At 61.1% G+C, this 24,694-nt stretch carries 20 protein-coding genes; 6 read left to right on the top strand and 14 right to left on the bottom strand.

Annotated features, from left to right (window positions below; translation table 11 throughout):
* Positions 1-8 precede the first annotated feature (8 nt).
* The 3 genes from AB4Z25_RS08915 to AB4Z25_RS08905 form a co-directional block, all read right to left on the bottom strand.
* Positions 9-2,537 (bottom strand): methyl-accepting chemotaxis protein, encoded by a 2,529-nt coding sequence (locus AB4Z25_RS08915; RefSeq protein WP_112513934.1) that lies wholly within the window; start codon positions 2,535-2,537, stop codon positions 9-11.
* Positions 2,538-2,822: 285 nt separating this feature from the next.
* Entirely contained in the window at positions 2,823-2,966 is a 144-nt protein-coding gene (locus AB4Z25_RS08910) for a hypothetical protein (RefSeq protein ID WP_442207937.1), read from the bottom strand.
* A gap of 152 nt (positions 2,967-3,118) precedes the next feature.
* The gene (locus AB4Z25_RS08905; RefSeq protein ID WP_442207999.1) at positions 3,119-4,252 is read right to left on the bottom strand and encodes an NAD(P)/FAD-dependent oxidoreductase; all 1,134 of its coding nucleotides are present in this window, start codon (positions 4,250-4,252) and stop codon (positions 3,119-3,121) included.
* A 174-nt stretch (positions 4,253-4,426) separates the two neighbouring features.
* Here AB4Z25_RS08905 and AB4Z25_RS08900 point away from each other — a divergent pair, with 174 nt between their 5' ends.
* From AB4Z25_RS08900 to edd, 5 genes are all read left to right on the top strand, one after another.
* Entirely contained in the window at positions 4,427-5,863 is a 1,437-nt protein-coding gene (locus AB4Z25_RS08900) for a glutamine synthetase family protein (protein WP_112387643.1), read from the top strand.
* Positions 5,864-5,876: 13 nt separating this feature from the next.
* Entirely contained in the window at positions 5,877-7,175 is a 1,299-nt protein-coding gene (locus tag AB4Z25_RS08895) for an NAD(P)/FAD-dependent oxidoreductase (protein ID WP_112538187.1), read from the top strand.
* A 135-nt stretch (positions 7,176-7,310) separates the two neighbouring features.
* Positions 7,311-8,786: a glucose-6-phosphate dehydrogenase gene (gene zwf / locus AB4Z25_RS08890; protein WP_112538188.1), complete on the top strand. Its 1,476-nt coding sequence runs from the start codon at positions 7,311-7,313 to the stop codon at positions 8,784-8,786.
* An 11-nt stretch (positions 8,787-8,797) separates the two neighbouring features.
* Positions 8,798-9,496, top strand: a complete 699-nt coding sequence (pgl, locus tag AB4Z25_RS08885; RefSeq protein ID WP_112538189.1) for a 6-phosphogluconolactonase — start codon at positions 8,798-8,800, stop codon at positions 9,494-9,496.
* A 64-nt stretch (positions 9,497-9,560) separates the two neighbouring features.
* Entirely contained in the window at positions 9,561-11,381 is a 1,821-nt protein-coding gene (gene edd / locus AB4Z25_RS08880) for a phosphogluconate dehydratase (RefSeq protein ID WP_112538190.1), read from the top strand.
* Positions 11,382-11,437: 56 nt separating this feature from the next.
* Here edd and AB4Z25_RS08875 read toward each other — a convergent pair whose 3' ends face one another.
* From AB4Z25_RS08875 to AB4Z25_RS08850, 6 genes are all read right to left on the bottom strand, one after another.
* Entirely contained in the window at positions 11,438-11,791 is a 354-nt protein-coding gene (locus AB4Z25_RS08875) for a hypothetical protein (RefSeq protein WP_112514332.1), read from the bottom strand.
* A 168-nt stretch (positions 11,792-11,959) separates the two neighbouring features.
* Positions 11,960-13,048: an ABC transporter ATP-binding protein gene (locus AB4Z25_RS08870; protein WP_112513939.1), complete on the bottom strand. Its 1,089-nt coding sequence runs from the start codon at positions 13,046-13,048 to the stop codon at positions 11,960-11,962.
* Between the two features lie 20 nt (positions 13,049-13,068).
* Positions 13,069-14,721, bottom strand: coding sequence for a beta-galactosidase BglA (bglA, locus tag AB4Z25_RS08865; RefSeq protein ID WP_112538191.1), 1,653 nt, complete (start codon positions 14,719-14,721; stop codon positions 13,069-13,071).
* Between the two features lie 36 nt (positions 14,722-14,757).
* On the bottom strand, positions 14,758-15,924 hold the full coding sequence (locus AB4Z25_RS08860) for a carbohydrate ABC transporter permease (RefSeq protein ID WP_112387635.1): 1,167 nt from the start codon (positions 15,922-15,924) through the stop codon (positions 14,758-14,760).
* A gap of 1 nt (position 15,925) precedes the next feature.
* Positions 15,926-16,939, bottom strand: a complete 1,014-nt coding sequence (locus AB4Z25_RS08855; RefSeq protein WP_112387634.1) for a carbohydrate ABC transporter permease — start codon at positions 16,937-16,939, stop codon at positions 15,926-15,928.
* Positions 16,940-17,103: 164 nt separating this feature from the next.
* Positions 17,104-18,465, bottom strand: coding sequence for an ABC transporter substrate-binding protein (locus tag AB4Z25_RS08850; protein ID WP_112513941.1), 1,362 nt, complete (start codon positions 18,463-18,465; stop codon positions 17,104-17,106).
* Positions 18,466-18,749: 284 nt separating this feature from the next.
* Between AB4Z25_RS08850 and AB4Z25_RS08845 the strand changes: the two genes are divergently transcribed.
* Complete coding sequence (locus tag AB4Z25_RS08845) at positions 18,750-19,775, top strand: substrate-binding domain-containing protein (RefSeq protein WP_112538192.1); 1,026 nt, start codon at positions 18,750-18,752, stop codon at positions 19,773-19,775.
* Here AB4Z25_RS08845 and folD read toward each other — a convergent pair whose 3' ends face one another.
* From folD to AB4Z25_RS08820, 5 genes are all read right to left on the bottom strand, one after another.
* A complete protein-coding gene (folD, locus tag AB4Z25_RS08840; RefSeq protein WP_112538193.1) occupies positions 19,776-20,675 on the bottom strand; it encodes a bifunctional methylenetetrahydrofolate dehydrogenase/methenyltetrahydrofolate cyclohydrolase FolD in 900 nt (299 codons plus the stop codon).
* Between the two features lie 136 nt (positions 20,676-20,811).
* Positions 20,812-22,542, bottom strand: a complete 1,731-nt coding sequence (locus AB4Z25_RS08835; protein WP_112538194.1) for a succinoglycan biosynthesis protein exop — start codon at positions 22,540-22,542, stop codon at positions 20,812-20,814.
* Between the two features lie 115 nt (positions 22,543-22,657).
* A complete protein-coding gene (locus tag AB4Z25_RS08830) occupies positions 22,658-23,497 on the bottom strand; it encodes a WecB/TagA/CpsF family glycosyltransferase (RefSeq protein WP_112538195.1) in 840 nt (279 codons plus the stop codon).
* Between the two features lie 284 nt (positions 23,498-23,781).
* The gene (locus AB4Z25_RS08825) at positions 23,782-24,321 is read right to left on the bottom strand and encodes a hypothetical protein (protein ID WP_112387628.1); all 540 of its coding nucleotides are present in this window, start codon (positions 24,319-24,321) and stop codon (positions 23,782-23,784) included.
* The gene (locus tag AB4Z25_RS08820) at positions 24,321-24,686 is read right to left on the bottom strand and encodes a hypothetical protein (protein ID WP_112387627.1); all 366 of its coding nucleotides are present in this window, start codon (positions 24,684-24,686) and stop codon (positions 24,321-24,323) included. Before AB4Z25_RS08820 ends, AB4Z25_RS08825 begins: the two co-directional genes overlap by 1 nt.
* Between the last annotated feature and the right edge of the window lie 8 nt (positions 24,687-24,694).

The raw sequence follows: 24,694 nt of genomic DNA, 5'->3' as shown, positions 1-24,694 counted from the left end.
GGCTGGGATCAGGCAGCGCGGTAATAGGCCGTGTGCGATTCGCCTTCGATCTTGAACTGCTGCACGAGAGTAAGCAGGCTGTCTGCCTGGGAAGCGAGTTCGCGGCTTGCTGCCGTCGTCTCTTCCACCATGGCGGCGTTCTGCTGGGTCATCTGGTCCATCGAGTTGACGGTGGCGTTGACTTCCTGCAGTGCGCCCGACTGATCGTGGCTGGCGCGGGCGATCATTTCGACATGCTGGCTGATGGTGACGATCTGCGCGCTGATCTTCGCCAGCACTGTGCCGGTTTCCTGCACCGACTGCGAACCGGAGCTGACTTCCGTCGTCGACTTGTTGATCAGGCCCTTGATCTCCTGCGCGGCAGCGGCGGAGCGCTGGGCAAGCTCGCGAACTTCCATCGCGACGACGGCAAAGCCCTTGCCCGCCTCACCAGCGCGCGCAGCTTCGATACCGGCGTTCAGCGCCAGCAGGTTGGTCTGGAAGGCGATCTCATCGATGACACCGATGATCTGCTCGATCTGTCGCGACGCATCTTCGATACGGCCCATGGCATCGATCGCCTTGCCGACGACGGTTGCCGAGTCATCGGCGCTGCGCTTGGCCTGACGGACGATCTGGTCGGCATCCTTGGCGCGCTCGGCAGACGAGCGGACGGTAACGGTGATCTCGTCGACGGCAGCAGCGGTCTCTTCGAGCGAGGCAGCCTGCTGCTCCGTACGCTTGGCGAGATCCTCGGCCGACTGGGCCATTTGGTTGCCGTTGCCCTGGATCATCTGCACATTATCGCGGATCTGGCTCATGGTCTCCTGGAGGCGGAACATCGAGCCGTTGAAGTCTTCACGCAGCTGCTCGAGACGGCCGATGAACGGCGTGTCGATCGTCGTGGAGATATCGCCCTGCGACATGCGCTGCAGACCGGCGGCAAGCTCGTTGACCGCGTATTCGATTTGGCGGTCCATCTCGCGCTTTTCGGCATCGTTGCGCTGACGCTCGTGCTCGGCTGCCTGCCGCTCCTCGTCGCTCTGCTCCTCGATGCGGATCTTGGAGATCGCATTCTCCTTGAAGATACCGAGGGCGCGGGCGATGTCGCCGATTTCGTCGTAGCGCTGTTCACCGGAGATGTTGGTGTCGAGCGCACCATCGGCGATGCGGCGCATGGCGGCGGTGATCTGGCCGATTGGACGCTGCAGGGTGAGAACCAGGGCGATGCCGCCGATGATCGAGACCAGAATGCCGAGGCCTGTGGTGCCAACGGAGATGCTGTTCGCCTGCTCGCGCTCAGCGCCGGCCGTCTGCTTCTGCAGTTCGGCGAAGCTGGTCAGCTGACCCCAGACACTGTCGAGCTCCTGGCGGGCAGCGGCGTAATCGCTGATGCGCTGATTGATGACATCGACGAGGCTCTGCGCGTCCTTGTCCATCGAGACGAGCGCAGGGGTAATCGCCGAGATGATGTCACCGGCAAAGTCCATGCCCTTGGCGCTGGCCTGCAGGGTGTTCAGCATGGTGTTGAGGGTCGAGATTTCCTGGTTCAGGCGAACCCGGTTCTCCTTGGTCGGCTTGGCGCTGAAATCGGCGAGCACCAGCTGTAGCGAATAGATCGACGTTTCCAGACGGCGGGTGTCTTCCAGAACCGAGTTGGTCTGGGCGATACGGCTGTCGAGCTGAACGAAGGTGGTCGTCGCTTCGCGCATCATCTGCGTGGCGGTCAGCTGCGTGTAAGTGGACATCTGGCGGAAGCGGGAAACGAGACGGCCGAGATTGGCAACGCCGTCATCGGAGCCGGCATCGGGCGCGGCGGCCTGCGTCTTCAGATCGCTGATGGTCTGGGCCATCGACTGCGTCATGCTCTTCTGGTTCTGCGGAACCGAGATTTCGATCATCCGCTGAGCCTTGATGATCGTCGGCAGCGCCGTCGTCACGACCTTCAGCTTGTCGGCAGGAAGCTGCGCCTTGTTGAAGTCGTTCATGGCGGTTGCCAGCGTATCGCCGCCCTTCAGCAGACGGTCGGCGGCGCGAAGCGTTGCGGTCGCGTTGCCTTCGTCCGTGCGTACGCTCTCTTCGAGCTGACGCGCGTCGTAGCTGACGTTGAAGCGGTTGGTGATCATCACCTTCTGGGCGTCGTCGATCTGCTTGCGCAGCGCGACTTCCTGGTCGTGCAGCGTCCAGAGCTTGCCAACGGTGCCCGAAATGGCGCTGGTGCCGTCCATCGCAGCCTGCAGATTGTCGCGGCCGGCATTCTCGCCGATCTGAGACAGGGTGGCGTTCAAAGTTTCGCCCTGTGTCTTGATATCCGCGTAGAGCTTGTCGCGAGCCTGCTCGTTGGTGTTCTGCAGGAAGTCATCCATGGAGCCATAGAGATCCTTGAAGCCGCTCAGCGACTGAAGGATGCTGTTCGAGATCTCCATGCGCCCTTGCAGCATGCCGGAGGCATAAAGGCCGGTGAGGCCGACCGCCGAGATGGCGACGACGAAAGGCAGAACGAAGATCAGGACCTTCGTCTTGATCTTGAAGCGCGACAGGATCTTATCAATGAACATGGCTATACCGGCCTTCCATACACCACTCCTCCCACCGGCTGCTGTTGCGGCGCCGGTCGAGTGCATCGAGCTGACTTTTTTGGAATAATGGGAAACCCGAGGGCTCAGGCGGCAATCATTGCCAAGTCATCGCCGCGCGAAACGGGATGCCCATAGTTTCAGCAAGTGTGACAGAAGAGATATTAATTTTCGGATAAGCCAAATCGTTTGAAATGGCCTTTCCGATCAAGGCCATGCGGCTGCACGCCAAGGGCAGACCGCAAATTATATGATAATTCGGAAAGGTCAGACGGCGTGCGCGATCACCAATGCGATAATCGCAGCGGTTGCGCCGGTGGCGAGCATGAGAAAGCGGAGCATCGCGAGTTTCGTGTCAGGCTTTGCCTGGGCGATTGCGATGGCGCGGGCGCGGCGTGTGTTCCTATTCATCTAAAGGACCTCACTTTTCTCAATAGTGTAACAATCCATCAAAATGGCTGTACGGTAAAGCTTTAAATGGGAAGCTTGTTCCATCGTTGCCATTGAGACACGATGGCGCACCCGGCTTAAGAAGTCTTGAATCTATTTGCCCGGATTCGAGCCTATAAGGATTCACCTGCAGCAAAACCCGAGGCCCAGGCCCACTGGAAGTTATAGCCGCCAAGCCAGCCCGTGACATCGACGCATTCGCCGATGAAATAGAGGCCCGGAACCGTCTTGGCTTCCATCGTCTTCGAATCCAGCGTTGATGTGTCGATGCCGCCAAGTGTCACTTCCGCCGTGCGGTATCCTTCGGAGCCGGACGGCTTGACCGTCCAGTTCTGGGCGGCATCGGCAAGCCTCGCCAGCGCCTTGTCGGAGAGGTCGGCCATGTTGCCGGAAATGCCTTCGCGCTCGGTCAGATATTGGGCAAGACGCTTCGGCAGGATTTCCGCCAGCGCCGTCTGAGCCGACTGGCGGCCATTCGCCTGCTTGGCTTTCTTCAGATGCTGGAGCAGATCGACATCGGGTTCGATATCGACGGTGATCCCCTCGCCTTCGCGCCAGTAGGACGAGATCTGCAGGATCGCCGGGCCGCTGAGGCCACGGTGGGTGAAAAGCAGCGCCTCCCGGAACGCCGTCTTGCCGTGGCGGATTTCTGCCGGGGCGGCGATGCCCGAGAGCGGTGCAATCGCTTCCAGCAGCAGCGGATCAAGCGTCAGCGGCACCAGGCCTGGGCGGGTCTCGGTCATCGCAAGCCCGAACTGCTCGGCGATCCGATAGGCAAAGCCGGTGGCGCCCATTTTCGGGATCGACTTGCCGCCGGTGGCGATTACCAGCGAGGCGCACTCGTAGGCGCCTTCCGAGGTATCGACGCGAAAACCTTCGTCGGTCTTCTCGACACCGAGGATTTCCGTGCGCAACTGCCACTCGGCACCGGCCGCCCGCATCTCGTCGAGCAGCATATGGATGATGTCCTTGGCGCTGTCGTCGCAGAACAGCTGGCCGAGCGTCTTTTCGTGCCAGGCGATCTTGTGCCTATCGACCATGGCGACGAAATCGGCAGGCGTGAAGCGGGCGAGCGCCGACTTGCAGAAATGCGGGTTGGCGGAGAGAAAGTTCTTCGGCCCGGCATGGATATTGGTGAAATTGCAGCGGCCGCCGCCAGAGATACGGATCTTCTCGCCGGGGGTCTTGGCATGGTCGAGAACCAGAACGGAGCGGCCGCGCTGGCCGGCGCGGATGGCACACATCATGCCGGCGGCGCCCGCGCCGATGACGATCACATCGCTCTTCCGTCTCAAGCCGGTTTCCTTCCGTAAAGTGTGCCTTCTTTTTCTATCAAATGGCGAAAGTCAACGCCTCTACCCCCCTCGCCAATTGCCAAACTCTGGCTATTATGGCCTTCCGATCAACGTAACCGGTGTGTCATGTCTCCAAAAAAGACAACGCTTAAGCCTGCCAAGAACGTTAGCCCCACGATCAAGACTCCCCCTGACCCTGGGTCGTCGCGCGGCGTAGCGAACTGGAAGGAAGCGGCACAGTGGCTACGGGCACGCGGCATCGAAGACATAGAATGCATCACCCCCGACCTCGCTGGCGTTCCGCGCGGCAAGATGATGCCGACATCGAAATTCACCTCCAACACCTCGCTTGCCCTGCCTTCGGCGATCTACCGCCACACGATCTCGGGCGCCTATCCCGAGGAGACGGAAAGCTTCCGCTATGAGCCGCGCGACAGCGACCTCAAGCTGGTCCCCGACCTTTCGACGCTCTCCGTCGTGCCCTGGGAAACAGACCCGACGGCGCAGGTGATCTGCGATATCGTCAATTCCGATGGCGGCGAAGTGTCCTACACGCCGCGCAATGTGCTCAAGCGCATCATGGGCCTTTACAGCGCCCGCGGGTGGAAGCCGGTTGTCGCACCTGAAATCGAGTTCTATCTGGTCGCCACCAACGATGACCCCGACTACCCGCTGCATCCGCCGAAGGGCCGCTCGGGCCGTTCGATCCTCGGGGGACAGGGCTATTCGATCGCCGGGATCAACGAGTTCGACGAACTGATCGACGATATCTACCATTTCTCGGAGAAGCAGGGTCTCGAGATCGATACGCTGATCCACGAAGAAGGTCCGGCGCAGCTCGAAATCAACCTACGCCACGGCAATCCGATCGAGCTTGCCGACCAAGTGTTCATGTTCAAGCGCACGATTCGCGAAGCGGCGCTGAAGCATGGCATCTTCGCGACCTTCATGGCCAAGCCGATGCAGGGGCAGCCGGGTTCGGCGATGCATATCCACCAGTCGGTGGTCAACGAGGAGACGGGGAAGAATGTCTTCTCCAATCCGGATGGCTCACCCTCGAAGGAATTCTTCCACTTTATCGGCGGCATGCAGAAATACGTGCCGAGCGCGCTGGCGATGCTGGCACCCTACGTCAACTCCTACCGCCGCCTGGCGCCGAACATGTCCTGTCCTGTGAACAACGCCTGGGGCTACGACAACCGCACGACGGCCTTCCGCGTTCCGGTTTCCGATCCGCAGGCGCGCCGCGTCGAGAACCGGCTGCCGAGCTCGGATGCCAATCCCTATCTGGCGCTGGCGGCTTCGCTGGCTTCGGGTCTGCTGGGGATCATGAAGGAAATCGAGCCGACGGCACCGACGGAAGATGCCGCCAACGAAGGCTCGATCGACCTGCCGCGCGGATTGCTGGAAGCCGTGGCGCTGATGGAAGACGAGCCGGCCTTCGAAGAGGTGTTCGGCGCGGAGTTCATCGGGCTCTATGCCGGCGTCAAGCGCGGCGAGTTCGAGACCTTCATGGAAGTGATCAGCCCCTGGGAGCGCGAGTTCCTGCTGCTCAACGTGTGAGGAGGCATTCCTCATGGCGGTGAAGCAAGACTGGCAGAGCCCGATCGCGCCCGGCGTTTCCTGGTATCAGGCAACGGCGGGGGAGCGACCGACCTATCCGGAGCTAGACGGATCCAGAACCTGTGACGTCGCCATTGTCGGCGGCGGCTATACCGGGCTGCAGGCGGCCTACAATCTCGCCAAGGCGGGGGTATCGGTCGTGCTCATCGATGCCAACCGCTTCGGCGACGGTGCATCCGGCCGCAACGGCGGCCAGCTCGGCACCGGCCAGCGCTGGTGGCCGGAGGAACTCGAAGAGAAGATCGGCTACGAGCGTTCCAAGGCGCTGTTCGACCTGGCGGAAGGCGCAAAGAAGCACCTGCTCGATTTTGCCAACGAACATCAGATCGACATCGAGTTCATGCCCGGGCAGATGAACGTGGCGCACAAGGAGAGCTACAAACGCTCCTATGCCGAAAATGCCGAAATCGCAGCCTCGCGTTACGATTATCCGCATGTGCGTTTCATGGACAGGGAAGAGACGCAGGAGCGGTTGGGGTCGAAGCGCTATCATTGTGGCGTGCACGACACCGGCACCGGGCATATCCACCCGCTGAAACTGCTTGTCGGACTTGCCCGCGTCGCCGCCAATGCCGACGCTCAAATCTTCGAGATGACGCCGGCAACCGCCGTCCGCAATGACGGCGGCAAGGTAAAGATCGATACACCGAAGGGGATGATCACCGCCGACAAGGCGCTGATTGCCTGCAACGGTTACATCGGCAATCTGGAGCCGGTGACGGCCAGCCACGTCATGCCGATCCGCTCCTTCATCGGCGCCACCGCGCCGCTGGAGAACTTCCCGTCGGTGCTGCCGGGCGGCGAGGCGGTCGCCGACTCGCGCTTCGTGGTGCGCTATTTCCGCAAGTCGAAGGACGGGCGGCTGCTGTTTGGCGGACGCGAGGCCTATACATCCGACAACCCGCGCGACATCACGGAGCATATCCGCCGCCAGATCGCCGAGATTTACCCAGTGCTGAAGGACGTCGAGATCACCCATGCCTGGGGTGGTTCAGTCGGCATCACCCTGCCGCGGCAGCCTTTCGTGCGCGAAGTGATGCCGAATGTGACCTCGATCGGCGGCTATTCCGGCCACGGCGTGATGCTGTCAAACTACTGCGGCAAACTTTATGCAGAAACGGTTCTTGGAAAATCCGGGGAACTCGACCGCTTCAAGGCGCTCGATATCCCGGCCTTTCCCGGCGGACCAGCCATGCGGGCACCGCTGCTTTTCCTAGCCTTGTCCTGGTTCGCGCTGCGCGACAAGTTTTAGGGCGATTGCGGGATTTCCTCTCGGGTCAATTCGCTTTAAAACCGGGACCCGAGAGATTCATTGCATCGCACACTGGCTTTTTTAAATCGATTAGATTAAAACGGCCGCCAACCAGACTGATTGAGAGAAAAGCTCATGAGCAGCCAGATCATTCCCGTTGAACCCTTTGATTATGTCGTCTTCGGCGGCAGCGGCGACCTTGCCGAGCGCAAGCTCCTGCCTGCCCTCTACCACCGCCAGATCGAGGGACAGTTCACCGAACCGACGCGCATCATCGGCGCTTCGCGCAGCCCGCTGACCGACGAAGAATACCGCAAGTTCGCCCAGGACGCCCTCAAGGAGCACCTTAAGAAGGGCGAATATGACGAAGCGGAAGTCGAAAAGTTCTGCAAGCGTCTGCATTACGTATCGGTCGACGCCCGTTCGGACGCCGGCTGGGACAAGCTGAAGAAGCTGCTGGACGATGGCAAGGATCGCGTCCGCGCCTTCTACCTCGCGGTTGCGCCTGGCATCTTCGGCGACATCTCGCAGAAGATCCACGAACACAAGCTGATCACCAAGTCGACCCGCATCGTCGTTGAAAAGCCGATCGGCCGCGACCTCGCATCGGCGCTGTCGTTGAACGACAGCATCGGCAAGGCCTTCAAGGAAGAGCAGATCTTCCGCATCGACCACTATCTCGGCAAGGAAACGGTTCAGAACCTGATGGCGCTGCGCTTTGCCAATGCCCTCTACGAGCCGCTGTGGAACGCCAACTACATCGACCACGTGCAGATCACGGTTGCCGAAGCCGTCGGCCTCGAAGGCCGCGCCGGTTACTACGACACGGCGGGCGCGCTGCGCGACATGGTGCAGAACCATATCCTGCAGCTGCTTTGCCTGACCGCGATGGAAGTTCCCTCCTCGATGGATTCCGAAGCCGTGCGCGACGAGAAGCTGAAGGTGCTGCGCGCACTGAAGCCGATCAACGCTTCGAATGTCGAGCAGATGACCGTTCGCGGCCAGTACCGTGCCGGCGCCTCCGGCACCGGCCCGGTCAAGGGCTATCTCGAAGAGCTCGAAGGCGGCGTTTCCAACACGGAAACCTTCGTCGCCATCAAGGCCGAGATCAACAATTGGCGCTGGGCCGGCGTTCCCTTCTTCATCCGCACCGGCAAGCGTCTTGCCGGCCGCATGTCGGAAATCGTCATCACCTTCAAGCCGATCCCGCATTCGGTCTTCGACCAGTCGGCCGGCCGTATCAGCCAGAACCAGCTGATCATCCGCCTGCAGCCTGACGAAGGCGTCAAGCAGTCACTGATGATCAAGGATCCGGGTCCGGGCGGCATGCGCCTGCGCAACGTTTCGCTCGACATGAGCTTCGCCGAAGCGTTCCATGTCCGTAACCCGGATGCCTACGAACGTCTGCTGATGGACGTCATCCGTTCCAACCAGACGCTGTTCATGCGCCGCGACGAAGTCGAGGCGGCATGGCACTGGGTCGACCCGATCCTGAAGGGCTGGGAATCCACCGGCCAGCTGGTTCAGGGTTACACCGCAGGCACCTGGGGCCCGAGCCAGGCTATCGCGCTGATCGAGCGCGACGGCCGCACCTGGCACGACAACATCTAGGATTGATAGCGATGGCAGCGACCATGCATGCTTTTGCCAATGCCGCGGAACTGGCCGCCAACCTTGCAGACAAGGTTGCGGACACGCTTTCCAAGGCGATCGCAGCGAAGGGAACGGCTACGATCGCCGTTTCCGGCGGTTCCACGCCGAAAGCCTTCTTCCAGGCGCTTTCGACGCGCGACCTCGACTGGCCGAAGGTAACGATCACGCTCGTCGACGAGCGCTTCGTGCCTGAGACCAGCGACCGCTCGAACCATCTGCTGGTTGCCAGCAACCTGCTGCAGAACAAGGCAAAGGCAGCGCGGTTCCTGCCGCTCTTCCACGACACGGGCTCCGCGGAAACAGCCGCGAAGCTTGCCACCACGGAGACGGCATCGGTCGGCAATCCGTTCGATATCGTCATCCTCGGCATGGGGGGCGATGGCCATACGGCTTCGTTCTTCCCGGGCGGCAACAATCTTGCGGTCGCGCTCGATCCGAAGACGCCGCGCGGTATCATCACCATGGAAGCGCAGGATGCCGGCGAGCCGCGCCTGACCTTCACCTTCTCCAGCCTTCAGGACGCGAAGCTCCTGGTGCTTCATATCGAAGGCCAGGGCAAGAAGGACGTGCTGACGAAGGCTGAAGGCGCCGGAGACGAGGCAGAGATGCCGATCCGGGCCGTGCTGCGGCGGGCGGCAACGCCGGTCGATATCTACTGGGCTCCGTAAGACCAAGCCTTCGGGCGAGCCGCGAACAGACAATTTGAACAGCAACCAAGGCAGGATAACTCCCATGTCCGCTAACGCACGCATTTCTGCGATTACCTCCCGCATCGTCGAGCGATCGAAGCCGACACGCGAGCGATATCTGGAGCGCCTGCGCGGCGCGGCATCGAAGGGTGCCGTCCGGTCTATCCTCGGCTGCGCAAACCTTGCGCACGGCTTTGCGGTCTGTTCCCCCGCCGAGAAGGATGCGCTCGCCGGCGACCGCGTTCCGAACCTCGGTATCATCACCGCCTATAACGACATGCTTTCGGCCCATCAGCCGTTCGAGACCTACCCGGCGATCATCCGCGCGGCGGCTGCCGAGGCTGGCGGCATTGCGCAGGTCGCAGGCGGCGTGCCTGCCATGTGCGACGGCGTTACCCAGGGCCAGCCGGGCATGGAGCTTTCACTCTTCTCCCGCGATTTGATCGCCATGTCGGCAGGCGTCGGCCTGTCGCACAACATGTTCGATGCGGCACTATTCCTCGGCGTCTGCGACAAGATCGTTCCTGGCCTTGTCATCGCCGCCCTCTCCTTCGGCCATCTGCCGTCGATCTTCGTGCCCGCGGGGCCGATGACGACGGGACTGCCGAACGACGAGAAGTCGCGTGTCCGCCAGCTCTATGCCGAAGGCAAGGTCGGCCGCGCAGAGCTGCTGGAAGCCGAATCCAAGTCCTATCACGGGCCGGGCACCTGCACTTTCTACGGCACTGCCAATTCCAACCAGATGCTGATGGAGATCATGGGCTTCCATATGCCCGGCTCCTCCTTCATCAATCCGGGCACGCCGCTGCGTGAAGCGCTCACACGCGAAGCCGCCAAGCGGGCACTCGCCATCACTGCGCTCGGCAACGAATTCACACCGGCAGGCGAGATGATCGATGAGCGGTCGGTGGTCAACGGCGTTGTCGGCCTGCATGCGACGGGTGGTTCGACGAACCACACGCTGCATCTCGTCGCCATGGCGCGTGCCGCCGGTATCCAGCTGACGTGGCAGGATATCGCCGAGCTCTCGGAAGAAATCCCGCTGCTTGCCCGCGTCTATCCGAACGGCCTCGCCGACGTGAACCACTTCCACGCTGCCGGCGGCATGGGCTTCCTGATCAAGGAACTCCTGAAGCAGGGCATGTTGCATGGTGACGTGCGCACCGTCGCCGGTCAGGGCCTTGAAGCCTATACGATCGATGCCCGCCTCGGCGACAACAACACGGTCGTCCGCGAGCCCTCCCCCGAAAAGAGTCACGACCCGAAGGTGCTTGCGAGCATCGAGACGCCCTTCCAGGCGAATGGCGGCTTGAAGATGCTACGCGGCAATCTCGGCAAGGCGGTCATCAAGATCTCGGCCGTAAAACCGGACCGTCATATCATTGAGGCCCCTGCAATCGTCTTCCACAGCCAGCAGGAGCTGCAGGACGCCTTCAAGGAAGGCAAGCTCAACCGCGATTTCGTCGCCGTCGTGCGCTTCCAGGGTCCGAAGGCCAACGGCATGCCGGAGCTGCACAAGCTGACGCCGCCGCTCGGCGTGCTGCAGGACCGCGGCTTCCGCGTCGCACTGTTGACTGACGGGCGCATGTCCGGCGCATCGGGCAAGGTTCCAGCAGCAATCCATGTGACGCCAGAGGCTGTCGAAGGCGGTCCGATCGCCCGTATCCAGGATGGCGATATCATTCGTCTCGACGCCATTCGAGGCACGCTCGAAGTACTCGTCGATGCCGCGACCATGGCCGAACGCGAGCCGGTGACGGCCGATCTCTCGGAAAACGAATGGGGTATGGGCCGCGAGCTCTTCGCGCCGTTCCGCCGCGCGGTCGGCGCCTCCGATCACGGAGCGAGCGTCCTCTTCCACTAAACGAAAAGCCCGCGATCAACTCGCGGGCTTTTCTCTTTTCAGGTCCTGCAGCTCGATCAGCCGCGAACGTCGAGGACGTAGTCGCGATGCGCCGGATGCGTGCTGTAGACGAAGATCTTGTTGAGTTCCTTCTGCGTCAGCAGACGCAGGAAGCGGACTTCCACAGTATTGTTGGCATTCACCCGCATCAGCATGCAGCCGACTTTGGTGATGCGTGCATCCGGGATGTCCAGATAGAACTGCTTGGGCAGATTGAACTGCGTCAGGATGGCGAGGACCGCCGAGCTCATCGAGATGCGAACGATATCGCAGCGGCGCGAGGCCATGTGCATGACGCCTTTCTCGGTATATTCGAGACGCGCCGCGTTCATCGTGTCCTCCATTTTGAACCGCTGTTCGCGGTCATACATGAAGGATTCTTCCTTGTTCAAAAAATGCCCTGATGGCGATGGATTTGATACACCCACGACCTTATTCCCCACTCGATACAATGGGGAAATGCTAGCAGCGCCGACTTAACAGAAAGTGTCGAACGGAGGGCTTCGGGGGCTTCGTGAAAAAGCCCCCAATTTTGGCTGTCAGCGACGGTAGGTGCGGCCTTCGGCATCGAAAAGATGCAGCTTCTGGCGATCGGCCGAGAAGCGCATTTTCTGGCCCTTCTTGATGTCGATCGTGCCGGGCAGCTTGACGATGATCGGCTCGCCCGGAACCAAGCCTTCGATGTAAAGCAGCGTCACTTCGCCGAGCGCTTCGACGATCGAGACTTCGCCTTCGAAGAGGTAGGCATCACCGCTGGCGATCTCAAGATCCTCGGGGCGGACGCCGAAGCTGGCGGATTTGCCCTTTTCGGAAGCAGCGGTCGGGATGTCGAGCGTGACCGACTTGCCGCCGGTGAGCGTGACCGTGGTCGTACTGCCCGCTTCGGCAATCGTTGCCGGGATGATGTTCATGGCCGGAGAGCCGATGAACTTGGCGACGAAGAGGTTTGCCGGACGCTCGTAGAGTTCCAGCGGTGCGCCGACCTGCTCGATATGGCCGGCCGAGAGCACGACGATGCGGTCCGCCAGCGTCATCGCCTCGACCTGATCGTGGGTGACGTAGATCATCGTCGTATCGGCCATCTGCTCGTTGAGCCGGGCGATCTCGATGCGCGTTGCAACGCGCAGCGCGGCGTCGAGGTTGGACAGCGGCTCGTCGAAGAGGAAGACTTTCGGATTGCGGCAGATGGCACGGCCGATGGCAACGCGCTGGCGCTGGCCACCGGACAGAGCCTTCGGAAGACGGTCGAGATACTTGCCGAGCTGCAGGCTGTCGGCGGCAGCGCGAACGCGGCGATCGATCTCCTGCTTGTTCTCACCGGCGATCTTCATGCCGAAGGCCATGTTGTCGTAAACGGTCATATGCGGATAGAGCGCATAGGACTGGAACACCATGGCGATACCGCGCTTCGACGGCGGCACATCGTTGACCAGCTGGCCATCGATATACATGTCGCCGCCGGTGATGTTCTCGAGGCCAGCGATCATGCGCAGCAGCGTGGACTTGCCGCAGCCGGAGGGACCGACGAAGACGATGAATTCGCCCTGCTTGATCTCCAGGTCGATGCCGTGGAGCACGTCCACGGAACCGTATGACTTGCGAATTTCCTTAAGCGACAGTCCTGTCATCAGTGCCTCCCTCTGATTTCTTAGGCGAGCCGGGCGAAATAAGCGCCCCACGCCGGAATATCGATCTTCCCACCATAGTTATTGCTGGCGAAGCCGTGACCCGTCAACGCCTGCCAGTCGCCCTCAGGCAGAGTGACGAGCGTTTCGGCGGCACCCATGTTGAACACGCAGAGCAATTTTTCGTTGCCGTATTCGCGCGTGAAAATCAGGCCGTCACCCTGCGGCTCCTCAAAGGCGATCTCGCCCTTGGCGAAAGCCGGGAACTGCTTGCGGAAGGCGAGAAAGCGCCGGTAGTGCTCGAGCACCGAGTTCTCATCGCCCTGCTGGACGCTGACGGCGCGCAGGATGTGCTCGACCGGCACCGGCAGCCATGGCTTGACAGTGGAGAAACCGCCCTGCGCGACCTGGCTGTCCCAGACCATCGGGGTGCGGCAACCGTCGCGGCCCTTGAACTCCGGCCAGAACTGGATGCCGTAGGGATCCTGCAGATCCTGATAGGCAAGGTCAGCCTCGGTGAGCCCCAGCTCTTCGCCCTGATAGAGGCAGACAGAACCGCGCAGCGTCATCAGCAAGGATGCGTATTGTTTGGCGAAAGCGTCGTGGTCCGACACCAGCGAGCCCCAGCGGCTGACATGGCGCATGACGTCGTGGTTCGAAAACGCCCAGCAGGCCCAGCCATCGGGCGCCGCAGCGCCGAAATCCTTCATCACCTCTTCGACGCGCTCAGGCGAGAGCGGATCGGGCGCCAGGAACTCGAAGGCGTAGCACATGTGCATCTTGTCATTGCCGGACGTGTATTCGCCGACGATCTCAAGGCCGCGCTGGCTGTCGCCAACTTCGCCGACGGCGGCGATTGCCGGAAACTCTTCGAGCACGGCGCGGAAGCGCTTCAGGAAGTCGATATTCTCAGGGCGGTTCTTGTCGTAGAGGTGTTCCTGGAAATTATAGGGGTTCACGGCCGGTGCCGTGGACGCATTGCGGCGCTCGGGCGCCAGCGCCGGGTTATCGCGCAGTTGCTTGTCGTGGAAATAGAAGTTGATCGTATCCAGACGGAAGCCATCGACGCCGCGCTTCAGCCAGAAACGGACGACATCGAGCAGGCGGTCCTGAACCTCCGGGTTGTGGAGGTTCATATCCGGCTGCGACGTCAGGAAGTTGTGCATGTAATACTGCATGCGCGTCGGATCCCACGCCCACGCGGAACCGCCGAAGATCGACAGCCAGTTGTTCGGCGGCGTGCCGTCGGGCTTGGCATCGGCCCAGACATACCAGTCGGCCTTAGCGTTGGTCTTGCTCGACCGGCTTTCGACAAACCAGGGATGCTGGTCCGACGAATGCGAGATGACCAGATCGATCATCACCTTGATACCGAGGCGATGAGCCTCGGCGATCAGGGTGTCGAAATCCACGAGCGTGCCGAAGATCGTATCGACGTTTTCGTAGTCCGATACGTCATAGCCGAAGTCGCGCATCGGCGAGGTGAAGAACGGCGAGATCCAGATGGCGTCGGCGCCGAGAGCAGCGACATGCGGCAACCGGGCGGTGATGCCCTTCAGGTCGCCGATGCCGTCGCCGTTGGAGTCCTGGTAGGAGCGCGGATAGATCTGATAGATCACCGCGCCACGCCACCAGTCCTTGTCGTCAGCCAGATTGGGTTGAGATGCCACGCTCATGTCTTTTCCTATGCGAAGTCAGGTCTTGGGATTGGATCAGCCGCCCTTGACCGAACCCGCCAACAGGCCGCGCACCAGATAGCGCTGCAGCCCGAAGAACACGAGCAGCGGAACGATGATGGTGACAAAGGCCGACGCCGTCAGGATTTCCCAGTTGCCGCCGCGCGAACCGAGCAGCGCATTGAGGCTGCCGGTGAGCACGAGATGCTGCCTGTCGGTGCCGAGGAAGACCATGGCGACGAGCAGGTCGTTCCACACCCACAGGAACTGGAAGATCGCGAAGGACGCGAGTGCCGGGAAGGACAAGGGAAGAACGATTTTGACGAAAATCTCGAAATCGGTCGCGCCATCGACGCGGGCGGATTCGATGATCTCCTTGGGCAGCCCCGCGATATAGGCGCGGAGCAGATAAATGGCGAGCGGCATGCCGAAGGCGGTATGCGCCAGCCAGATGCCGGGATAAGTCTTCGATGGCGCATCGAGTGCGGCACCGACGATATTGTAGAGCCGGAGCAGCGGGATCAGCGACATCTGCAGCGGCACGACGATGAGGCCCACCACCAGCGCGATGATCAGCGCGCGGCCCGGAAACTCCATCCAGCTCAGCGCGTAGGCCGCAAAGGCCGCGATGAGGATCGGGATGATCGTCGCCGGGATCGTCACCGTCAGCGAATTGATAAAGGACTGGCCGATGCCCTCGCCCGTCAGAACCGTCTTGTAGTTATCAAGCGTGAATTCCGGCGGCGTCGAGATTGCAACGTAAACACGGCGGCCGGCATCGTCGTCGGTGAAGGCTGCGGTCTTGGTATAGCGATAGGTGCCGTCGGTGTTGACTTGCAGGTTGAGACCGTCGCCGAGATCGGCATTCTCGCCAACCTTGTAAGCAGAAGGCTGCTGGATGCGCGTTCCGAAGGCGCTGATCGCGCGGCCGGCGAGATCCCCTTGCAGCACATTGCCGGCGATGACGTAGAGCGGGCCTTCCTGCTTCTGATCGGCAGCAGCGCCGACGCGGGCGGCCACCGTGCGGGTGGAGCCAACGAAGGACGTCCACCAGCCCGACACGACGATCTGATCCTTGTCGCGCAGCGCGCTGACGAAGATGCCGAGGGTCGGGATCAGCCAGATGATGACGATCAGGAGAACGCAGGCGTGAACGAAGAGACGGGCCGGACCGATCTTGAAGAAGCTTCCTGACAAGGTCATCTCAGTGCCCTCCGAGTTCGCGGTTGGCGCGGCGGACGTTCCAGACCATGATCGGCGTCACGGCCAGCATGATGATCAGCGCGATAACCGCACTTCGGCCGGAATCCCCGCCTCCGCGGAACATCCAGTCGAACATCAGGTTCGCCAGCACCATGGTCTGCCACTGGCCGTTGGTCATCGTCAGCACGATGTCGAAGACCTTGAGGACGAGGATGGTAATGGTGGTCCAGACGACGGCGATTGTGCCCCAGACCTGCGGCACCATGATGCGCCAGAAGATCTGCCAGCCATTGGCGCCATCGATGACAGCGGCTTCGATCGTTTCTTCCGGAATGCCGCGAAGAGCGGCCGACAGGATGACCATGGCGAAGCCGGTCTGGATCCAGATGAGGATGACCATCAGGAAGAAATTGTTCCAGAAGGGTACCGAGATCCAGACCTCGGGCGTGCCGCCGAACATCTGGACGATGGCGTTCAGAAGGCCGATCTGCACGTCGTTGCCGCCGCGGTATTCGTAGATGAATTTCCAGATGACCGAGGCGCCGACAAAGGAGATCGCCATCGGCATGAAGACGATGCTTTTGGCGATATTGCCCCACCAGATACGGTCGGTCATCACGGCGATGACGAGACCGAAGAAGGTGCAGGCGGCCGGCACGACGGCGAGCCAGAGAATGTTGTTGAAGATCGACTGGCGGAATTCGCGGTCGCTGAGCGCCCAGGTGTAATTGGCGAAACCGACGAAATTCGACCCTGATCTGTCGTAGAAGGATAGAATGAACGTCGCGATCACGGGATAGACGAGATAGACGATCAACAGGAAAAGCGCCGGGCCGAGAAACAGCCAGGGGCGGATCATGCCGCGAAGATTGAGATTGCGCGCGGCGGAATGGATATCACCATCCCTGACCGGCAGCGCCAGATCCAAAATCTTGTTCGAGAAATAGAAATAGGCCGAGCAGGCGAAAACCGCCACGACCACCACGCCCAAAGCGGAAACTATCTGCGATAGCATTCGTCCCTCCCCTGCTACCCTAGTCTATCTGAAGGGCTTACACCGGCCTGCGTCAACTTCTTCAAGGCGTTTGACCACAGTTCCGGTGCCGGCCGGATCCTTTTGCGAATCCGGCCCTGCATTCCGGGCTGCCGCGGGAAACCCGCAGCAGCGTTCAAGGATGATTACTTGATGGCGTCCCAGGCAGCCTGGATTTCCTTGCCGGTGTCTTCGGCAGACTTGCCGCCGACGAAATCGACCATGCCGGTCCAGAAGGCGCCAGCGCCGATCTTGCCGGGCATCAGGTCCGAACCGTCGAAGCGGAAGGTCGTGGCCGTCGTCAGGATTTCGCCTTCGCGCTTCATCTGATCGTTGGCGTAAGCCGCGGTGCTGACACCCTTGTAAGGCGTCAGGAAGCTCGACTGGGCCATCCAGACTTCATGTGCGATCGGCGTCTTCAGGAAGTCGACGAAGGCACGAGCCGTCTTCGAGTCCTTGGTGATCGACACCAGCGTGCCGGCACCCAGAACCGGCTTGCCGAGATCGGCATGCGCAGCATAGGTCGGCATGTAGAAGAAGTCGGCATCGGTGCCGAGCTTCGTGCCTTCAGGGAAGAAGGACGGGATGAACGAAGCCTGGTGGTGCAGGTAGCACTTCGGCGGAACGGCGAAGAGACCCTTCGGGCTATCGCGGAAGTCGGTCGAAGCCACGGCTGCGACACCGCCATCGACATACTTCTCGTTCTTGGCGAACTTGCCGAATTCGTCGATCGCAGCAACGACGGCCGGATCGGTGAACTTCACTTCGTTGGTGGTCCACTTGTCGTAGACGTCAGGCTTCTGCGTGCGCAGCATGATGTCTTCGATCCAGTCGGTTGCCGGCCAGCCGGTCGCACCGCCGGAACCGAGACCGATGCACCACGGTACGCCGCCGTCCTTGACGATCTGATCCGTCAGCGCATGGAGTTCTTCCATGGTGGTCGGCACCTTGTAACCGGCTTCCTTGAAGTTTTCAGGCACATACCAGACCAGCGACTTCACGTCGGCCTTGTAGGGGAAAGCGTAGAAGCCTTCCTTGCCGTCCTTGCCCTTGTAGGTGCCGTAGCCGACCCAGCTGTCGCCGGCGCCGTAATTGTCCTTGACCCACTTGGCCGTGTCGTCGCCGAGCGGCGTCAGAAAGCCCTTGCTGGCCAGATCGGCGAAGAGGCCCGGCTGCGGCAGGATCGCGACATTCGGCGGCGAACCGGCCTGGGTGTCGATGACGATCTGCTGTTCGTAGTTTTCCGAAGACGAATAGGTGGCTTCGATGCCGGTCGCTTCGGTGAAGTAGGCAAGAATACTGCGGAAGAAGGCTTCGTCCTCACCGCGCCACGGTCCGAAAATGGTCAGCGGCTGACCCTTGAGGTCGGCATGCGATGCCTTGAATTCGTCGTAGCTCTTCCAATTGAACTTGGCGTCTTCGCCCGGAGCAAATTTCAAATCAGCGGCAGAAACACCACCTGCAAAAAGCGCCGCCGCGGCGACGCTCATCAAGAAAGTCTTTTTCATGTGATCAACCTCCCATCACAATCCCAACGGCACTTTCAACCTCTCACCGGAGGACTTCAAAGCGCTTTGACAAACAACTCATCTCACTCTCGCGTGAAAGGAGTCAAGCCATTTCGCGAATACCGCTAAAAGAGACGCAAATATCGCAGTGCAGCAACGCTTAAACGGGAATATGGAGCGATTTTTCTTGAGTCAAGCACGCCAGGTGCTACATAGTTTGAAAGCGCTTTGGGCGGTCTGGGAGAAACCGCAGCGTGCGCTGATCCCGGGAGGAAGCATAACACGTGAATCTCAAACAGCTATCGGAATTGCTTGGTCTTTCACAGACGACTGTGAGCCGCGCCCTCAATGGCTATCCCGAAGTCAACGAGGCGACGCGTGAGCGCGTGCTGCAAGCTGTGCGGGAAACCGGCTACCGACCGAACAAGGCGGCGCAGCGTCTGGCCACCGGCAAGGCCGGCTCGCTCGGCCTGGTGATGCCGACCGCTCCGGGGCATCAGTCCGACGTGCATTTCGGCGAGTTTCTCGCCGGTCTCGGCGAAGAGGCTGTACGCCACGATTTCCATTTCGTGATCATGCCTGCCGATCCCGACGACGAGGTTGCCGCACTCAGGCGCCTGGCGATCAGCGGCAATGTCGACGCGCTGTTCGTTGCCTACATGCGTGGACACGATCCGCGCTTGCCTATGCTGAAATCACTGTCGACGCCCTTCGTCGTCCATGGCCGCTCGCATGGGACGGAGCCAGATTATCCCTATCTCGATATCGACAATGAAGCGGCGTTCTACGATGCCGCCAAGCTGATGCTCCAGCTCGGCCACAAACGCTTTGCGCTGATGAACGGCCCGGAGCATCTGGATTTCGCGATCCGCCGGAAACAGGGCCTGGTATCGGCGCTTGCCGAGCGCGGCCTGCATCTGAACGAGGACTGTATCAGCCATACGCTGATGACCGATGAGCAGGGACTGGTGGCGATGGAGCAGTTCCTGCAGCTGCCGGACCGCCCGACCGCGATCCTGTGTTCCAGTACGGTTCTCGCGCTCGGCGCCATCCGCGCCGTCAATCAGGCTGGACTGAAGCTCGGCGAGGATATTTCGCTGATCGCCCATGACGACGTGCTGCCGCTCTTGAAGCCCGAGAATTTCTCGGTGCCGCTGACGACGACGCGTTCGTCGCTACGATCCGCCGGCGCGCGCATTGCGCAGCGGCTGATCGGAACGGTCAAGCAGACCGGGAGTTTCCCGGAGCAGGAACTCTGGAAGACCGAGCTGATCGTCAGGGGCTCGACAGGCCCTGCCCCGAAGCCCTGATCAGAACTTCGGCGGCGTCTGGCCGGCGGTGCGGTGCGCTGCGATCACGGTATTCGCCATCAGCATGGCAATGGTCATCGGACCAACGCCACCCGGGACGGGCGTAATCACCGCAGCGACCTGTTCTGCCTCAGCGAATGCGACATCGCCGACAAGACGGGTCTTGCCTTCGCCCTTCTCGGGTGCGGCAATGCGATTGATACCGACATCGATCACCGTGGCGCCGGGCTTGACCCAGTCAGCTTTGACCATCTCGGGACGGCCGACTGCGGCGACGAGAATGTCGGCGTTGCGGCAGACGGCGGGCAAATCCTTGGTGCGCGAATGAGCGATGGTCACCGTCGCGTTGGCATTCAGCAGCAGCTGCGCCATCGGCTTGCCGAAGAGGTTGGAGCGGCCGATGACGACCGCGTTGAGACCGGACAGGTCCTCGCCATGGGTGCGGCGCACGAAGACCATGGCACCGGCCGGCGTGCAGGAAACCAGACCGGTTTCGAGATCGCCGGTGGCGAGCTTGCCGGCGTTGACGACGTGAAGGCCGTCGACATCCTTTTCCGGCAGGATCGACTGGATGATCGGCTCGCTGTTCAGCGGCTTCGGCAGGGGCAGCTGCACCAGGATGCCGTGAATCGATGGATCGGCATTGAGCGATGCGACGAGGGCTGCGAGTTCTTCCTGCTTCGTTTCGGCAGGCAGCGTGTACTGCACCGACTTGAAGCCGCATTCCTTGGCCATCTTGCTCTTGGAATTGACATAGGCATGGCTCGCCGGATCGTCGCCGACGATCACCACGGCAAGACCGGTTTTCACGCCACTCTGCTTTTCAAGCGATCCCGCCGCCATCTTCACGGTTTCGATTACCGAAGCGGCTACCTGCTTGCCATCGATCACTGTCGTCACGCGTCTCTCCCGCCTGTGCGTTCGTGCGCAAAGCTAGGACTTTGCCAGCAGCGCCGTTTGCCTCAGAACGCCCTATCCTGTTTAAAAGCGGCAAATGCAAGGGCAATGATGCCGCCAGTTGCCAAGAAGCTGAAGGTTAGCGGCCACTTGCCGCATAGGTCTGGAACTTGCTGCGCAGTTCTGCAAGCTCCGCACGCAGGCGGTCGAGCTCATCCGGCTCAGCCGCCGCTTCCTCGACCTGGGGCTCCTGGAGCACCACAGGCTCTACCGTCTCTGGCAGAACCGGAATATCGAATGCATCCTCGTCGCGCCTGCGCACGAGCGACAATGCCAGCGAGATGGCAAGCCCGACAAGCAGACCGATTCCGCCGCCGACTGCCGAACGTACCGGCGTTGGGTAGCCAGCCTGCGCCGCAGTCACCTTTGGGGGGGTCTGGACCGTAACCGATGCAGACGGCGTTGTCGCGGATGGCAAGGCATTGTCGAGGCGGGCTTTGGCGGCGCTGGCCTTATCACGCAGTTCCGTCAGCCTGGCCAGATCGACACCGGTGTCACGGCTCTGGGCGATCATGCCGTTGCGCTCGTCGCTGAGCTTGCGACGCGCATCGACGGCGGCCTTGGCATCCGCAGTAGCATCCTTGGCTTGCAGCGACAGTTCCTGGGTGAGCTTGTCGCGTAGACCATCGACGATCGCCTGCTGCGCAAGCAGCTTCGGATGGCGGGGGCCGAGATCGATGGAGAGCTGTGACAGCGACGCCTTTTCGACCGCATATCTGTCGCGTGCATCCAGCAGGACCGGTGACATCATCTCCGCAGGCAAGACGCCATTGATCACGTCGTTTGCCTTTGCAGTCTTAAGACGATCGGCACGCTCCTTCGAGATGGTGATACGCTGCTCGGCGATCTTGAGATCGGCATCGCGCTGATTGATGCGCTGCTGAAGATCGGCGGCGACTTTGACATTGCCCTCCCCGGCCTTGGCCGTGAAGGCATCAAGTTCGGCGCGCGCCTGATCGTAGGCGTTGCGAAGTGTGCCATTGGCCTCAATGGCATTGCCTGCCGGTGCACCGGTCAAGATTGCCGAGAGCCGGTTGGCGATCTGCCCGGATTTTTCGGCGCCCGAGGTGGCGATCCTGAGCGTCACAAGACCAGTGCTGCCATCCGGCACGGCGTCGATCGCAGCGGCGACGGCCGTTTCTGCGCGGGATGCCGCGTCTGCCGCAGCACCGCTGCCAGAGAGCAGATCGACAGCGATGCCAACCGCATTTGGCTGGCCGCCTGCAAATTCGGGATCCCGGTCAAGTTTCAGGGCGGCGACCGTGGCGGCAATGGCCGGCGCCGAGACGAGCTTCTTAGCTGCAGCCGATGTCAGCGCCGGGCGTGTGGCGGTATCAGCTGCAACACGCAATGCCGTTTCGGCCACATAGCGTACCGGCGCCTGCGGCAGCATCAGCGGAAAGGCGGTGCCCAGCATCAGGCCGAGCATCGCGAACGCAACCGGCTTGACCGGAAGGCGGCGCGGCGCATCGCCGATCTCAAGGGCGGCGATATCGTTGGTATTGGCGGGAATGAAGGCCGGTTCGTGCGGCACCGATGCCGGCTGCATCACGGCCGGCGCGGCTGGCGGCGGCGTCTGGATATCGTTGGCGGCTTCGAAACGGGGGGAGAGAATGGCTTCGATGCGGCTTGTCAGCGGCGCTGCAGCCGCCGCCCGCGCGCGGCGCTGCTCGTCAAGCGCCTTTTCGATGACACGAAGAAGCTCGGCTTCCGAAGGAAGGACAGCGGCGCCCGAATTTGGCGCATACGGTGCCGCACGGTGATCCGTCGCGCTAACGCGTCTGCCGTTCAATGCCTTGTTGTCATACATGGATGCCATTTCTCATGCACGTGATGATCCGGCTGGTTGCCCGCACTCGCGCGAGTATTAATCCAGCCTAAAGATTCATGGCAAAGAAATGGTTAACAGAAGACCGAGGTCGCGGTCAGCGCTGTGAGCCGCTGCGCTTCTGAAGCGGCAGCTGACTGCTGCGGTCGCCTTCCAGCTTCATGATCCGCTCGCGGCGGCTGAATCGGTATTGCAGCACATGAAACAGGAAGACCGGGATACCGATAACGTAGCGGCGCCAAAGGCGCGACGGCTCCTGAACAAGCCGGTAGGCCCATTCGAGGCGCATCATGCGGATGGTATCAGGCGCTCGCGGTATCTCGCCCGAGACGAAGTCGAAGAGAGCACCGACCGTCAGCACCAGACGTGCATGCTCCGGACGTATATGGCGATGCGCCCACTTCTCCTGAAGCGGCGTGCCCATGCCGACGATCAGCATGTCGACTTGCTGGGCATCGAGTTCGCTGATGACATCGACCGGATTATCCTTGTCGAAATAGCCATCCGAAATGACAATGAACTCGTGCCAAGGCGCGTGTCTGGCAAAGTTCTCAGCCGCCCGCTCGACGACATCGCGCTTGCCGCCGATCAGGCCGACACGCCGGGGCGTTTCCATGAACGTCAGCAGCGCTGGCACGAAATCGGTGCCATTGAGATTGGCCGGGAACGGACCGCCATGCGAGACCTGCGAAGCGATGTTGAGCCCGATACCGTCAGGCAGGACGAGGTTGTGTTCGAGGATCTCGCGATATTCGGGGTCGCGCAGCGTCATCAGCATGTTGTGTGCGTTGACGAAGGAGATGACCGTCTGGCCAACCGGCATTGACGCCAGCTCGTTGATGAAGACGAGGGCATCGTCCCATCCGAGATCGCAGACCGGCACGTCGAAAATCGTGCGGCGCGAGGCCATAACCGCGAAGTTCGCGATCAAATTCATCCCAACCTCCTGCAAGGGGTGCTTCATGCGCCCAGCATCCCGGAAAACGAGCGACAAATATCCGAACCGGCAGCTGCCCGCCGGCGTGTGGCTGTCATGACGATACCCGCTATCCCGGGCACCCGACCAAGACTGGCCTAACCGAGGGTATATCAGCTTGACTTCAAACAACCTTTAGGAAAATCCGTTGCATTGCGGGAACCGGAGAAAGCATTGGTTAACCATCAGCTCCCAAACGCAAATGGCGCCCGAGGGCGCCATTTTGATCCTGACTGTCAATGTGATCAGTGCGCCGGCGCGGCCGCCGCATCGGCGGCAGGTGCCGCTTCGACGATCTTGACCGGCTTGCCCATCTTCGGCTGCTGGCCCGATGTCGCCGCCTTCTGATCTTCCTTGGACAGATAGTCGAGCTGCTGCAGCATAACGTCGGCAATGTATTCGCCGCCCAGCCGTTCGTTCATGCCCTTCTTGATCGCATCGCGGAACGCCTGCGGATCGAAAGACTTGACCTTGCTGATATCCACCATCTTGTTGCCGACGAGCAGCGTGAAGAGCTGATCGGTGGTCATCTCCGTCAGCGGCAGGGTGGCTCCCTTGACGACATCCTTGTTCATCATGAAGGAGAGCTGGCCGATGAAGTATCCGGTGACGGCGCCATCGCCGATGATCGGGATGGTGACAGTCTCGCCTTTGACAAGCTCAAGCTGCGCCTGCTTGGAATCATCCGGCGGCGGTGCCGGCGCGGTGGCCATTTTCACCGAGAAATAGACCGAAGCCAGCGTGATCGCGCAGACCCAGACGCCTGTGAAGACGAGTTTAAGCATCAGGCATCACGCGCGACGAATTGTTCCTGGGAATAAGTGCCGTCGGCATCTGCATCCTGCACGGCGTTCTTCAGAATATCGGCGACAGCACGAACGGCTTCGAGGTGAGCCTCGACACGGCGCGCGTTCAGCGTCAGCTTCTTCTTCAGACCATGCAACTGCTCGAGATGCGAAGCGGCAAGCTCTGCCGGATCGGTATCGCTGAACAGCATCGAAAGCTCATAGAGGCAACGGCTCTTGTGCGCGTTGGAGACCTTGAGATCGAACTGCGGGTCGTTGCCGATCCGCGTGTTCTCGTTGTCGATGATCATCTCCAGGCGGCCGAGGACCGACTTGATGCGATATTCGTTTGAGATTATTTCCATTTTATCCT

Origin of the sequence: Rhizobium sp. RAF36 (genome assembly GCF_052114105.1) — a bacterium.
Taxonomy (GTDB): Bacteria; Pseudomonadota; Alphaproteobacteria; order Rhizobiales; family Rhizobiaceae; genus Rhizobium.
Note: the sequence above shows the minus strand (reverse complement) of the source record. Positions and strands in the feature narration are given on the sequence as shown.

Bases quoted from the DNA above. Each gene is read 5' to 3' on its own strand.
- AB4Z25_RS08835 (WP_112538194.1), bottom strand. From the start codon at position 22,542: ATGTATGACAACAAGGCATTGAACGGCAGACGCGTTAGCGCGACGGAT.
- zwf (WP_112538188.1), top strand. From the start codon at position 7,311: ATGAGCAGCCAGATCATTCCCGTTGAACCCTTTGATTATGTCGTCTTC.
- AB4Z25_RS08900 (WP_112387643.1), top strand. From the start codon at position 4,427: ATGTCTCCAAAAAAGACAACGCTTAAGCCTGCCAAGAACGTTAGCCCC.
- AB4Z25_RS08825 (WP_112387628.1), bottom strand. From the start codon at position 24,321: ATGCTTAAACTCGTCTTCACAGGCGTCTGGGTCTGCGCGATCACGCTG.
- AB4Z25_RS08905 (WP_442207999.1), bottom strand. From the start codon at position 4,252: ATGATGTGTGCCATCCGCGCCGGCCAGCGCGGCCGCTCCGTTCTGGTT.
- edd (WP_112538190.1), top strand. From the start codon at position 9,561: ATGTCCGCTAACGCACGCATTTCTGCGATTACCTCCCGCATCGTCGAG.
- AB4Z25_RS08915 (WP_112513934.1), bottom strand. From the start codon at position 2,537: ATGTTCATTGATAAGATCCTGTCGCGCTTCAAGATCAAGACGAAGGTC.
- AB4Z25_RS08855 (WP_112387634.1), bottom strand. From the start codon at position 16,939: ATGCTATCGCAGATAGTTTCCGCTTTGGGCGTGGTGGTCGTGGCGGTT.
- AB4Z25_RS08910 (WP_442207937.1), bottom strand. From the start codon at position 2,966: ATGAATAGGAACACACGCCGCGCCCGCGCCATCGCAATCGCCCAGGCA.
- pgl (WP_112538189.1), top strand. From the start codon at position 8,798: ATGGCAGCGACCATGCATGCTTTTGCCAATGCCGCGGAACTGGCCGCC.
- AB4Z25_RS08850 (WP_112513941.1), bottom strand. From the start codon at position 18,465: ATGAAAAAGACTTTCTTGATGAGCGTCGCCGCGGCGGCGCTTTTTGCA.
- AB4Z25_RS08820 (WP_112387627.1), bottom strand. From the start codon at position 24,686: ATGGAAATAATCTCAAACGAATATCGCATCAAGTCGGTCCTCGGCCGC.
- AB4Z25_RS08870 (WP_112513939.1), bottom strand. From the start codon at position 13,048: ATGACAGGACTGTCGCTTAAGGAAATTCGCAAGTCATACGGTTCCGTG.
- AB4Z25_RS08830 (WP_112538195.1), bottom strand. From the start codon at position 23,497: ATGAATTTGATCGCGAACTTCGCGGTTATGGCCTCGCGCCGCACGATT.
- AB4Z25_RS08895 (WP_112538187.1), top strand. From the start codon at position 5,877: ATGGCGGTGAAGCAAGACTGGCAGAGCCCGATCGCGCCCGGCGTTTCC.
- AB4Z25_RS08860 (WP_112387635.1), bottom strand. From the start codon at position 15,924: ATGACCTTGTCAGGAAGCTTCTTCAAGATCGGTCCGGCCCGTCTCTTC.
- AB4Z25_RS08875 (WP_112514332.1), bottom strand. From the start codon at position 11,791: ATGTATGACCGCGAACAGCGGTTCAAAATGGAGGACACGATGAACGCG.
- bglA (WP_112538191.1), bottom strand. From the start codon at position 14,721: ATGAGCGTGGCATCTCAACCCAATCTGGCTGACGACAAGGACTGGTGG.